The sequence below is a fragment of the Klebsiella sp. JN_Kp121 genome, from assembly GCF_040062145.1.
GTDB classification, from domain to species: Bacteria; Pseudomonadota; Gammaproteobacteria; order Enterobacterales; family Enterobacteriaceae; genus Klebsiella; species Klebsiella aerogenes.
Genome location: NZ_JBEAHX010000010.1, coordinates 58,199 through 71,749 on the forward strand (window position 1 = coordinate 58,199; position 13,551 = coordinate 71,749).

Below are 13,551 nucleotides of genomic sequence, written 5' to 3' on the forward strand. Positions count from 1 at the left end.
ACCGTGTTAGTTCTCAACCATCAATCGTGAAAGCTTGGCAAAAATCGAACTCTTACTACTTTCGCCGCTCCTTAGCATATCCAGGGTGAAGCTATTGAGGTAAGCACCAGTTAACGGGTGATTAAATACATCTACGGCCTTACCTTGGGCATCCCATATCAGCAGATTTTCTACCAGGTTAGGCCGTGCAATAGTAGGATTTGTAGGCTGAGCATCGCTTACCAGAACAAACACTCCATTCTCATGCGGTTGCAGGTAAATATGGTGATGCTTCATCTTTTGAGTTTTAGTCAACGAGTCGTATTTCGAGCGGCCCGGTGATATCAGATAGGGCAGTACGTTTTGCTCCAATTTTGCTGAGCGGGTGATAGTATACCCGTTAAATTTATCACCTTGACGCTCCGCCAGCGCTTTTTCTTGTTCCTGATAAGCGTATGAATCGACGATATTAAATTGCGCCGGGCCAATCAGGCGCGGCACGCGGGAGCTGTTATAGGTGGTAAGCAGCACATCTGCTGTATGGTCGTAGAGATAGAAGCTTTTATCGAATAATTTCTTTAGTCGTCCCAGAGCTGGATGATCAACAGATAGATACTCGAATTCACCTTCGACGATCCCGGTATCAACCACCCTAAGTTGGCCGTGCTCTATTTTTAGTTCAACATACCCAAGCAGGTGGATATTACTTTTCGTTTTGCGTACCGCATAGGCGGTATAGTGCCCGTTCGCCAAGTCTGGCAGTGGAATGTGATGTTGATTGAGTAAGCTCTCTTTGAACCATAGTTCAGTTTTCGTTCGGCGTACCTTACTTTTCAATAAGGTAACTGCTGACTTGAGACGACTGTGTGGTTTCGTAAGTTCGATTTCGTATTGAGCAGGGTTGCTTATCAATTGTTCATTAATAAAATCAATCGCATCCAGCAACTTACGATCAATGTTCATTCCTTGTAAAACCACAGGCAGTGGTTGTTGATTTAGCCACCCTTGCAAACGATCTAACTTAAGCTGGGTATAAATATCCCAGTTGAGTTCAGGTTGTTTTCGGGCGTCGGCAAAGGCTGAATAGAAATCATTGTACTCAACAGATTCATTCTCTTGCTGCCGGATGCTGTTGCTTCGTTCTTCCTCTACCGCATTGAGTACCAGAATAGATGTATTAGCAGGCAGCTCAGCAAATCCGGTTTGTCGGGAATGTTTAAGCGATGCCAGAGACCAGAGTTGATACCCGGGGAACTGGTTGGCTAATGCATCAAAGAAATAAGCTTCTTGCGTGACGCTGAATTCGACGCCGTTATTAACCACCAACAGCGTATTAGCCAGCTGTTGATCGAGGTCGGTAGCAAACTGATTGACCTCGTGTGTAGCCTGAAATGGGATAGGTTGATGGGGGATCTCTAGTTCACTGAGCCGCTCGCAGGCAGCATTCATGACCACGTTATAGGTATAGGCTTGGCATTCGCCATAACCGCTGCGCTCACGAAAAAAATCCAGTTTGCTATCACGGGCATCAAGTTTGCGCCGAGCTTTAAGCCGACGATTATCGATGCTAAACCACACGCTGGTATCGTCCAGGGATAGGTGCATCTCATCCGCCGGTTCGACCAAGAATTTTCGTTTGTGCAGGGTAAAAGCGAGTTCATTATATTCTGAGGCATAAATGTCGAGCTCAAAGGCTTCCATCACCCCGATGCCTTTTTTTTGTGTGACGGGCTGACTCAGACGAGCGTTAAGGTAAAGCGTTGAGTTGAAGTAAGTCGGCGATACCGAAAAGCGCTCACTGGCTTTTTCCAGCATTACCATTTTCAAATGCAGGCTAAATAATCCCTGAATCAGGCGAGATAGGTCATGATTTTCAGCGGTGAGTTGCTGACAAAGCGTTTCAATACGTTCTGCCAACGTCCTATGAGCCTGACTGTTCGGGTTAGTTGCAGGCGCCAGGAAAAAAAAGACGTGATGGTAATTTGGTAAGCAATGCAGTTCATATTTTACCTCCTGCCCGGCTTCCAGCCCAAGCTTCTGCCGCACGCAAGATTTTACCTCCTGATGAATTCGCGCATAGTAATCAGCGGATTTTTCTTTTCGCTCTTTAGTAAAGCGCTGAACCATAAAGTCTATCGTATAGATATTAGATATAGGGGCCAAGAGACGCTGGATAGTCGTCAGCTGATCTTCTTCAAGCTTGATCAAATTGGTTCGGGCAATCGGAGTATCCGTCAGTTCATTCAGATTAGGGATCATGAGACTTTTCCTTTAGTCGGCAACTTTTCTACACCCAGCAGGGTTAGTAACATTGGGTTAATGTCCAATGTCATGCTCAGTTTCGAGTTTTCCTGAGCTCGTCCGCTCTCTCGATTTTTGGGCTGATAGTACTGGTAGTCGGTTTGCAACAGGTTAAGGTAGTGGATCGTGTGATCCACGTTATCTTGCCACATCAGATTATTGGGGTTCTGGCTGTAGGCGACGTTCAGATAGACAAATCGAATGCGTTCGTAACGGCCTGACAGCACAGCCTGAAGCTGTTTCTGCCCCTCTGTATCTGCCTTTTGGCTGGTGATATTACGGATCTGGCGAATCTTGTTGTTGCTTTTCTCAAGCGTTTCTTCTGCCCGCGTTAAATCATCCAACTGCGTCGCCCAGCGTTTAACGTCGATGCAGAGCAGGTCGTTACCCACTTCAATAAAGCGGTCAAAAAACTCATATACTAGCGGTTCAAGGCGTTCAAACACCTGTTGATCAGAAAGTGGGGTAACGCCATAGCTTTTTAGCACTTTATCGAAGAGATATTCACCGACATTGCCTTTGAGCAACGGAACTAGCCTGGGGTTGGGTACCCATTTTTTGAATGCCGTTTCCTGGATGTTGTCACATTCACGAATCAACTCGCCGACCAGGTTGCCGGGGGTAAAATCGACATCGTTTCTATACTGCGGAAAGAGGGTGAGCTCAGGCCGGTACTCTCTTGCGCCGCCAGCGAAATCCGACAGGGCGGAATAATCTCTGTGGACAAGTCCATCCGGGCCGCGTTTGTGGCAAAGTAAAATAGTTTGGTTGCCCTGATGGCGGTCGATAAACAGGGCGTGGTGGATTGACTGCATTTGCCGATTGGCGGCATACAAGGAATTAGCCTGAAGTTTTTCCAGCCAACGCATGGGATCGGTAAAGGAGTCAGAATCGCGGAATAAATTACACAATTCGAGATATTCAAGGTTGCCGGCGCGTACCTGATTTATCCAGTCGGTTTTCAGGACTCGCTTATGAACAGCATCGATGCGGCGACCATTTTCTACGATAGCCTGTTCAAACGCATACCGCTGTTCTGCATCACTAAATGACTGGTTCTGACTCAGCTTTTCGCACTCCTCCATTAGGCGGTGGTTAAGCAAGGACATGCTTTCTGATACTACCTCGTTACCGCTATCTTCACTGAGAGCGGCGAACTGGAATGCAACATTACGGAACACATCGCGAGGTAAAAAGATTTCTGTTTTCAATAGAGTGTCGCGACGCTCGACTCGCCCTACGGCCTGCACGACGACTTTGAATAAGCTCATATCATGTTCGGCCATTAACAGGCGATAGTTTTCGCCGTGGGCGAAATTAACGTTGAAATCGGCCAGCTTGTGGACGGTAATATCGTCATCAGCGTAGTGTTTAAGCACGGTAACGTAGTTAGGTAATGTATTAAGGTTGCCGCTGTTGTCCTTTACTTCGCTGTAAAACGAGGAGTTGATGAGCACTAAGCGCTCAAAATCGACATCCAGACGTGGTGCATTGATATCATTAATATCGCCGTCATGGTATTTCACAAAGTAGTTGAGGCCGGTGCCTGCACTTTTGTAGCTGCTCATAAATACCAGTACGGTATTGCTGTTCTGGAGATAGGTTTCTTGCCTAATATCTTCGACATTAGCCAGTGGTGAATCGAAAAAGACTAAATGGACTGTGTGACGCCCTTTGAATGGGGTAAAGGTCAGGATCTGGTCATGTTTCTTATCGTTATCCGTTTTTTCATCGCACCGGGAGTGCATACCGTACTGCTGACGCCAGGCTGATTGATGAGTGCGCCAGGCGCTGATAAAGGCCCGCTTAAATGTCCCTGAAAGGGACAAAATCAGGCTGTTTTTACCCTCGTAGGCGGCAAGCAATAACGCTTCAAGTTCCCGCTGGTACTGACGCCGTTTATAGGCATTTTTCAGGTCGTACTCCAGCGGTTTCTTCAGCGCGTCAAAAAAGTTGTCATACGTCCTGCTATAGATCTCACAATTTTGGTAGATATCGGTCAATTTTAACTGCTTATCATCGAACACCCTGAAGTCGACGTTGCGGATACTGGCTCTCAACGCGCGTAGTGCTCTAAGCGTATCGATATCTGTTTTTTTACGTTCAATGACTCGATAGCCAAGGTCACGGCTATAGCGCTCCAGGAAGTGACGATTGAAGTTACCGTTTTTGGTGTGGCTAAAACCACTGGTGGCGCTAAGTCCAATCACTTTATTGTGCGTGCCCGTTAATAAACGTAGCAGCATGGCTTCAGGCAACTCTTGTACCAGATCCATCTCGAACGCCAGAATAATTGTACGCTCGGCTCCACTGTTCACGTAATTGAGTTCAACTATCGGCGTCATCGTGAATACAGTTTTGGGTTGCAGATAAGTGTAGAAATGATCAATCAACAAGTTTTTATCGGTGGTGCGATCGAAGATATGTCGCACCACTCCAGCTACATTATTGGCTGCGTCAACAAATTGGCCCAAGGGTGTATTCTGGCTGCTGGAGTTATCCTGGCCACCATTTTTTACCCAGCGCTTAAAGTGTCGGTTGGTGATATCAGAACAGGCGGCGAGGATGACGGAGACCAATTGGAACAGATCGTGCAGGGTGGGATTGGTGTCGCTGGCATCATTTTCGACTTCGTAATACAGCTCGGTGCGCGTTATGTCGCCTTCGCTGTTGCGCATACGAATACGTTTCAGCCCCTCTTCATTAACGTACATTTTGGGGTTAAAGCTGAACACATTCCGGGTAATGGAAATGATGCGTTCGGCGGCGTCGCCGTTAACTTCGAATGCTCCTAACTGGTCGCGAAACATCTCCAGTATCGAGCCCAGCGTCGTACCGGGTGATAATTCGCACTTTTTCGCCAGTAGATCTCGAAGGATGGTGATGAATTTGACCATCTCTTGCTCAAAGGTCGTTTGCGCTTCTTTGGGCTTTTTCCGGCGCTCCAGGCTGAGTACCGCATTGTGAATACGTCCCGCGACAGAGATAACATGCGCCAGATTATTTTCCTGTGTGATTAGCTTTACATGGCATGTTTCTTCAAGGCGGGTGTAGGCTTCATGTAGTTCATCAATGATTACCGTAAAGCGAATATTTTTCTGGCGAAAAGGGCAGTCTGGATTACTTCTGAAGTGTTCATCACGAAGATAGGCAACCTGCCCGGTATGGCCAGCTGCCGCAACGGTGCTGATCTGTGGATCTTTGGGAGTCAGCTTGCCGCCAATCAGCAAGTCGAAACCTACGGACTCAAAACGCACGCCTTCACCTCGCTGACGAGGCGCCAGTCGGTAAGTTGATGTGTCGAACTTATTTGTAGTCATTAATAGCACCGACGGGCGGTACTGGCAAACTTCGAAAGGCAATACCTGTTTGATAAGCTCGAAGTAGACTTCGTGTACGCTTAGTTCAGACTTGCTTGGTTTTCGTGCTGTCTCCACGTGTTGCATTCGCTCTTGGCGCGCCTGGAGCCCGCGACGAATGTACTCTTTAATGGAAGCTTTTTCACTATCTGGTCCAAATAGTAATTTACAGGCTGACTCAATCGTATTGCGGATACTATGACGACAGTTTTTTAGCTGCTCTTCAAGAATTTCTCTTTCGTAGTTGGTATCCTGAGAACCGTATGTTGTCAGCTTTTTTAACTGCTCTTCACAGCGATCAATTTGTGAGACATGGTAATTGAGCGAACGCATTGCGCTGCCAATATATTTGCTACCTTTCGCCCCTTCGTACCACTGAATATAGCGGTCGCGATTTTTCAAGCCCGTGGCCCAGTCCATGAAGTCGAGATCGGCAATATCCTTACGAGAGAGAACGCAAATGAATTCGCCGCCAGAAGCCAGAATTTTGTCTTTCTGGCTGCTATCCAAGTCGATTTGTGATTTTTGCGGCGACATGAACAGCAGGTTGGTAAAGCCACCTTCGGGAAACAGATCATCTGACTTTTGGTTTTTGGCGAAACACTCTAGATATTCGACATACCCTTGAATTACGCCATAACTTTTGCCGAATCCCGTACCATCGGAACTGAATATGACCTCAGCACCATCACGTTCATGCACGTGGTAAAGTTGAGAGACTTGGGCGCGGCAAGCGTTAATATCTTCAACCAGCGTTATGTCAGGAATTTGCCTGGAGATAAGATCTTGCAGATTATTATTGATAGTTATCTCTCCAACACGCTCACACTCACGGTAACTATTGATGGTTATTTGGCCACTGTCGATCAGAAGCTTTTCTATCTGCATGGAGGAAAGATGCAAGGCTTTTGCAATTTCATTGATAGTATTGGACAGTGGTTCGTGTGGATTGCTATTCGTGAAGTGGTTTAGTGCTGCTGCAACGGTATCTGGATGCAATGCTTTTTTGAGAGTGGGAAAGGTGAGGCTATAATCGTATAGCGCCAAATCATTGTTTATCAGACAGCGAAACCGCTGTTTAGTGGGATCGCCTCCAGGACGGCTGGCAAATCCCAGGATTTTTGCCTGTTCGAGTCGATACAACAATGCTGCGGCATCGCGATCAGGTGAGTCAAATGCATCGTGAAGCTGCTGGCTAAATGGCATTGTGGCATTCAGCCGGTTATGGCTGACCAACGCGGAAAAGTGCTGACGTACCAAGGTAAGCAGCTTACAATCTTCCTTTATAGTCCAGCTTTTTCTCATTCTTCTCCCCCTTAATATAAATGCACCTGCAACCACTCAGCCAAACGCTCAACGTCAAAACCCGTAATCCATACTCCCACGCCAAAAACGTTTTCGATAAATATTCATCATATTTTCGAGGCACTTTTCAGAGATGCTCTTGGCAAGACGGAACTCAGGAGGACAAACCTTCCTGTAGTGCATTGCTTAGCGTCTGCTTAACTTTCCCGAGCGTGTTTTTCAACTTCAACTACGGCAGCAAATGAGACGGTCTTAAAACCGTGCAGGATAGGCCATATCTACAACGTGTTTACTATTTGAGCACACACTGTGATAGGGCAGTCACCTTTCCGATAAATGGTGAACCGTCCCTGACGAACAACAACATGAACGCACATCTCCTCATCGCCTGATCAAAGTAGCTGCCAACTATTTTTCGCCTCAACATTGATGTTTTTTTACTAACGATTTCGACTACCTTCCGAAGCGACCACGACAAAAAAATATTGGTTACATATCAGTCTAATATCACCGGAGTAAGTTGACTTTTGATAAGCTATTTCAAGCTATTAATAGCTGATCATGCTTCCCAAAATTGCTTACTTATAGCAAAGTCATATAGCATAAACTGAAGGGCGAATTGTTAAATCATACCGTGACTGAGCTGAAGAACAAGCATAAAAACAATATCATTAACATGGTTTATGTGTTTTAGTTGAATGATAAATAGACAGTATAAAATCCAATCCAATAGCCGCGTTCGAGCGATTAATTTTTTGATGAGCTCAACAAGCACGAGCAGCAATGTCGGCAAATCCACTTGGTTGCTGGAAGAATATGATACCTTCAACACCTAGCCGATTATCTCCACCGTTGGCAGAGAACCGTTCAGCGTTGTTAGCCAACAGTTATAAATTTTAATTAATGGCTAGAAGAATCTATCTCGGGGTAGATCATCAACATTACTTACTCTAAACCACGTTACACATGGCCTCCGGCGCAGCGAAGTCATCAAAAAAGAGTATTATAAAAATATGTTGAATTCCGCCTTTAAGGAGAAAGGTTGCCTGGCGGTCGTAATGCCGTTGACGATACAGCGCACAACACGGGTATAAACAGCCATTTCATTGATAAATAACTGAATGGCTGTTTATATTCAATCAAGATAAGGGTTCATTAATCTTTGCATAGAGATAAGGTGATGTGGCCTCATTGCGATTCGCATCAAGATAATCCGCCCACCACTGCAGCATCAGCCTACGCTCACCCAGATGCTCCGCCTTATGGATGTAAGCTGCCCGTACAGAACTACGCTCCTGGTGACTCATCTGCCGCTCCACCGCATCCCTCGACCACAATCCCGATTCAATCAAAGAACTACATGCCATTGTCCTGAAACCATGTCCACAAACTTCCGTTTTCGTGTCATACCCCATTACGCGTAGCGCCTTGTTCACCGTGTTCTCACTCATAGGCTGACGCGGATCGTGATCGCCCACAAAAATCAGCTCTCGATTCCCACTCATACTTCTGATCTTTTCCAGAATGGCCAGCGCCTGGCGCGACAAGGGAACGAGATGAGGTGTTCGCATCTTTGAACCACGCTGAGAATGTTTAACACCTTCCAGTGGTTCACGCTCACCAGGAATCGTCCACATAGCCGTTTCAAAATCCACTTCTGACCAGCGGGCAAAACGCAGTTCGCTTGAACGAATGAAAACCAACAATGTGAGTTCGACGGCTAATCTAGTTAACGGCCTACCGGAGTAGCGATCAATACGATGGAGTAACTCAGGAATGCGGTTGAGATCTAGCGCAGCGCGATGCTTTCGTTTAGCTGTTGCGATCGCACCAGCGATCTCTTGTGCAGGATTGTAATCAATTAAGCCGTTCTGTACCGCAAAGCGCATTATTGCCGTTGTTCGCTGTTGAAGACGCGCAGCCACTTCAAGGCGTCCTGACTTTTCCACCGCTTTAATTGGGACCAGTAAGTCACGAGTACCAATATCTTTGATATTTCGCTTCCCAACTGAAGCAAATAAATTGTCTTCGAGACTTTTCAATACACGAGCACTGTGCGACTCAGACCACTTTTGATTGCTGGCGTGCCAGTCTCTGGCGACCACTTCAAACGTTATCGCTTCTTGCTCTTGTTCTACCTTAACAGCTTTCTTGTTCTCACTGGGATCGACGCCATTCGCTAATAGCTTACGGGCCTCATCCCTGCGAGCTCTGGCATCTGCCAATGACACATCAGGGTATTTCCCCAGCGCCAGCATTTTCTCTTTGCCGCCGAAGCGATAGCGAAGCCGCCAATATTTGGAACCGTTAGGGTGAACCAGCAAAACCATGCCTTCACCGTCAGTTAGTTTATAGGCTTTTGCTTCAGACTTAGCCGAACGAACCTTCACATCACTCAGAGCCATGATGAGTATCCTTTCAAGGGTTCTGTGTGGGTACAAACATTATCGAACCGGGATATACCCGCAGTTGTACCCACATCAGTAAGTTGATGTAGATTGAATCAGGTTGACTTAGGTAGAGTGAAAAAGCGAGGAAAGCCTTGCGGATACTGGATTTCAGGCACAAAAAAAGACGTCCGTTGACGTCTATTGATGTTCCGATGGTGCCGAAGGCCGGACTCGAACCGGCACGTATTTCTACGGTTGATTTTGAATCAACTGCGTCTACCGATTTCGCCACTTCGGCACTGAAGGGATACGGAAAACGTTTTGGATTATACCTGTCGATAGCCACCATGCAAGCGACAGCGTGCATCAGTAGTGCTAAGTGTTGAAAAAAACAGCGCAATCCCACAAACGAGCGGTGCGGCGTCACATTTTTACCCATCAATGCGCAGCAAACCGGCTCCCTGGCCTTCGCTTCCCTGCCCCTACGACCAACACATCACAATCCCGCTCCAATTTTTCTCAAACCCATCTCACATTACACCCTCATCGCGCCACCGTTTTATCGCTGCCAACCATAAGCATTTATGCTTCATCGAGCATTCAATATAAGATTCCAGAATAATTAATGTAATTGATTTATATATTCCATAAAAAACTACCCCATCGCTTTTTCTTATTACCGCAATCCTTAAGGATTTATTAATTACGTCAATATTTTTATAACTTTACATTAATGAAAAGTTTTGTTTTCACTCTTTATTCCAGGATTTTCCTCAGGCGTGAAAGTTCCGGTAAATACTATTTTTACTAGTCGCTGTACGAGTCTCGATGGACATTTTCACTCGGTGATTTTAATCAGGAGAAAGACTGTGACTACCTTAAAACCTTTACTGGCGCGTAACCGCAGCTGGGCGCTGCAGAAGTGCCAGCATGACCCGGAATATTTTGAAAAACTGGTAGCCGGGCAGCGGCCACATTCGCTGTGGATTGGCTGCTCCGATAGCCGCGTTCCCGCCGAAGTGCTCACCGGCAGCCATCCCGGCGAACTCTTCGTCCACCGCAATATCGCTAACATGATTGACCCCGCCGACGACAACTTTATGAGCGTACTGCAATATGCCCTCCACTATCTCGAGGTCGAACGGGTGGTGCTCTGCGGCCACTACGGCTGCGGCGGCGTACAGGCGGCGCTCTCGTTGCCGGAGATGCCGCTGGCCCACGAGTCCTCGGCGCTGGCCCGCCGCATCGGCTCGCTGCGCGATACCCTGCAGGGTGATATCGCTAATCTGACACCCACTGACACTGACACCGACGCGGCCGAAGCGCTCAACGCCCTGGTGGAGGCCAACGTTCGCGCCCAGTTCAGCCGCCTGCTTGACTGTGACCCCGTACAGACGCTGCTCGCCAGCGGACGGCCGCTCAGCCTGCACGGCTGCGTCTACGATCTGACATCCGGCCATCTGACCACTCTCGTCGAACACCTCTCACCTCAGGAGCATGCCCCATGAATACTCTTCGTCAGGACTCTCTCGCAGGCATTGTCGTCTTCCTTGTCGCCCTGCCGCTGTGCCTCGGCATCGCCCAGGCCAGCGGCTTACCGCCCTTTGTCGGTCTGCTGACCGGTATCATCGGCGGCCTGGTCGTCACCGCCCTCAGCCCCTCCCACTTCGCCGTCAGCGGCCCCGCCGCCGGACTGGTCACCATCGTCGTCGCCGCCATTGAATCCCTGGGTTCCTTCTCCGTCTTCCTGATGGCGTTGGTGCTGGCCGGCGTGCTGCAGCTGCTGTTTGGCATTCTGCGGGCCGGGCGCTTTATCTCGCTGGTTCCCGCCAGCGTCATCAAAGGTATGCTGGCGGCGATCGGCATCCTGCTGATTATGCAGCAGATCCCCGTCGCGCTTGGCAGCGCAGAAGAGACCGGGCTCGCCGATATCGTACAGGGTAACGCCACCTTCTCCCTCAGTGCTATCGCCGTCGCCCTTGGCGGCCTGCTGGTGCTATGGCTGTGGGGTTCGCCGCTTATCCGCCGGGTGAAGAGCCTGCGCTGGATCCCCGGCCCGCTGATCGCTGTCCTACTCGGTTGTGCCACCACCGTATTAATGACCCAGGCCGCGCCGCAGCAGCTTGCCGCTCTGCCGCGCATTACCCTGCCGGAGTTCGGTAGCCTCGGCGATCTGCTGGGCGAGCTGGAATCTCCTGCGTGGAGCGCGTGGCGTAATCCGTCGGTGTGGGTGGTGGCGCTGACCCTCGCGCTGGTCGCCAGCCTCGAAACCCTGCTCAGCCAGGAAGCGCTGAAAAAACTGCGTCCGCAAAATCCGCCGCCTTCGCCGAACCGCGAAATGGTCGCCCAGGGCGTCGGCAACCTGCTCTCCGGCATACTCGGGGCGATGCCGATCACCGCGGTCATCGTCCGCAGTTCGGTTAACGTCAGCAATGGCGCGCAGAGCAAACTGTCGATCTTTATCCACGGCGTACTGCTACTGATCTGCGGACTGTGGTTTAGCGGCCTGCTGACGTTAATCCCGCTCGCCAGCCTCGCTGCCGTGCTGCTGTACACCGGCTATAAGCTGGCGACGCCGCGGCTGTTCATTGAACAGTTCCGCCAGGGCGCTGCACAGTACGTCCCCTTCCTTGCCACCATTGGCGGGATTATCGGCTTCGGCATGCTGGCGGGGATCGGGATTGGCCTCGCCACCCAGGTGGCGTTCAGCATCTGGCGTAGCCATCGCCATTCGCTGCAGTTGGCCCGTTACGACGACCACTACGTGCTGCGCATCCAGCAGAACCTGACCTTTTTACACAATCCACATCTGCTGGCGCTGCTGGCGAAAATTCCGGAAAAGAGCGTGGTGATCGTCGAGCACGATAACGTCGGCTATCTTGACCCGGATGTGCAGGCGGTGCTGGATGATTTTGCCGAGAGCGCGCCGCAGCGCGGTATCCGCCTCAATCAGTGGCCGCTTGCCAGCCGCTGACCGTCTCCCGGGCGGCTGGTCCGCCCGCTTATCCACCCCTCCTAATGCCAAGCGACGCCTGTTGCCATGCTCTACACTTTCTTCGTTACTACGCCAACCCCAAGGAAACAAACATGAGCATCATTAAAAGTTACGCCGCCAAAGAAGCGGGCGCCGATCTGTCGCTGTGGGAGTACGATGCCGGCGAACTGCTGCCGGAAGATGTCGAAGTCGAAGTGGAGTACTGCGGGATTTGTCATTCGGACCTGTCGATGATCGACAACGAATGGGGCATGTCGAGCTACCCGCTGGTCGCCGGTCACGAGGTGATTGGCCGGGTGGCGGCGCTGGGCAGCGCGGCGCAGGATAAAGGGCTGAAGATTGGTCAGAAGGTTGGTATTGGCTGGACGGCGCGCAGCTGCGGCCACTGCGACGCCTGTATCAGCGGTAATCAGATCAACTGCCTGGAAGGCTCGGTACCGACCATCATGAACCGCGGCGGCTTCGCCGATAAGCTGCGCGCCGACTGGCAATGGGTGATCCCGCTGCCGGAGAGCATCGATCTGGCTTCCGCCGGCCCGATGCTGTGCGGCGGCATTACCGTCTTCAAACCGCTGCTGACCCACCACGTTACAGCCACCAGCCGCGTCGGTGTGATTGGTATCGGCGGCCTCGGCCATATCGCGATTAAACTGCTGCGGGCTATGGGGGCGGAAGTGACCGCTTTCAGTTCCAACCCGGCTAAAGAGCAGGAAGTACTGGCAATGGGGGCCGATCGTGTGGTGAACAGCCGCGATCCGCAGGCGTTAACCGCGCTGGCCGGTCAGTTCGATCTGATCATCAACACCGTGGCGGTGGACCTTGACTGGCAGCCGTACTTCCAGGCGCTGGCCTACGGCGGCAACTTCCACACCGTCGGTGCGGTAATGAAGCCATTCCCGGTACCGGCCTTTACCCTGATCGGCGGCGACCGCAGCATCTCCGGCTCGGCGACCGGTAACCCGTCCGAACTGCGTAAGCTGATGAAATTCGCCGGGCGTAGCAAAGTGGCGCCAACAACCGAACTGTTCCCGATGTCGCAAATTAACGAAGCGCTGAAACACGTGCGCGAAGGCAAAGCCCGCTATCGCGCGGTACTAAAAGCCGACTTCTGATTGGTATTTACCGCCGGGCGTCCCGTGCGCCCGGCGCTTTTCTTCTTGCTTCATCAAACCGTCATCTCCCCGCCATTCCCCTGTAGTCATCGCTTCCCACAATCCGGGCT

General features: G+C 50.2%; 6 protein-coding genes and 1 tRNA gene. 3 read left to right on the forward strand and 4 right to left on the reverse strand.

Annotated elements, in window-relative coordinates; all coding sequences use genetic code 11:
* Positions 1-6: 6 nt before the first annotated feature.
* The 4 genes from ABLU86_RS15405 to ABLU86_RS15420 all read right to left on the reverse strand — a co-directional run bounded on the left by ABLU86_RS15405 (position 7) and on the right by ABLU86_RS15420 (position 9,632).
* Entirely contained in the window at positions 7-2,238 is a 2,232-nt protein-coding gene (locus ABLU86_RS15405) for a hypothetical protein (RefSeq protein ID WP_192986724.1), read from the reverse strand.
* Complete coding sequence (locus ABLU86_RS15410) at positions 2,235-6,944, reverse strand: hypothetical protein (protein ID WP_192986722.1); 4,710 nt, start codon at positions 6,942-6,944, stop codon at positions 2,235-2,237. The genes ABLU86_RS15405 and ABLU86_RS15410 overlap by 4 nt, the downstream gene beginning before the upstream one ends.
* A 1,139-nt stretch (positions 6,945-8,083) precedes the next feature.
* Complete coding sequence (locus tag ABLU86_RS15415; protein ID WP_192986720.1) at positions 8,084-9,349, reverse strand: integrase arm-type DNA-binding domain-containing protein; 1,266 nt, start codon at positions 9,347-9,349, stop codon at positions 8,084-8,086.
* Between the two features lie 198 nt (positions 9,350-9,547).
* Positions 9,548-9,632 (reverse strand) — tRNA-Leu (locus ABLU86_RS15420).
* A 571-nt stretch (positions 9,633-10,203) separates the two neighbouring features.
* Here ABLU86_RS15420 and ABLU86_RS15425 point away from each other — a divergent pair.
* From ABLU86_RS15425 to ABLU86_RS15435, 3 genes are all read left to right on the forward strand, one after another.
* Positions 10,204-10,842, forward strand: a complete 639-nt coding sequence (locus ABLU86_RS15425; protein WP_045386821.1) for a carbonic anhydrase — start codon at positions 10,204-10,206, stop codon at positions 10,840-10,842.
* On the forward strand, positions 10,839-12,308 hold the full coding sequence (locus ABLU86_RS15430) for a SulP family inorganic anion transporter (RefSeq protein WP_348796220.1): 1,470 nt from the start codon (positions 10,839-10,841) through the stop codon (positions 12,306-12,308). Before ABLU86_RS15425 ends, ABLU86_RS15430 begins: the two co-directional genes overlap by 4 nt.
* A gap of 113 nt (positions 12,309-12,421) precedes the next feature.
* Positions 12,422-13,441 (forward strand): NAD(P)-dependent alcohol dehydrogenase, encoded by a 1,020-nt coding sequence (locus tag ABLU86_RS15435; RefSeq protein ID WP_032709732.1) that lies wholly within the window; start codon positions 12,422-12,424, stop codon positions 13,439-13,441.
* The last annotated feature ends 110 nt before the right edge of the window (positions 13,442-13,551 follow it).

Coding starts and splice junctions, on each gene's coding strand:
- ABLU86_RS15405 (WP_192986724.1), bottom strand. CDS start 2,238: ATGATCCCTAATCTGAATGAACTGACGGATACTCCGATTGCCCGAACC.
- ABLU86_RS15410 (WP_192986722.1), bottom strand. CDS start 6,944: ATGAGAAAAAGCTGGACTATAAAGGAAGATTGTAAGCTGCTTACCTTG.
- ABLU86_RS15415 (WP_192986720.1), bottom strand. CDS start 9,349: ATGGCTCTGAGTGATGTGAAGGTTCGTTCGGCTAAGTCTGAAGCAAAA.
- ABLU86_RS15430 (WP_348796220.1), top strand. CDS start 10,839: ATGAATACTCTTCGTCAGGACTCTCTCGCAGGCATTGTCGTCTTCCTT.
- ABLU86_RS15435 (WP_032709732.1), top strand. CDS start 12,422: ATGAGCATCATTAAAAGTTACGCCGCCAAAGAAGCGGGCGCCGATCTG.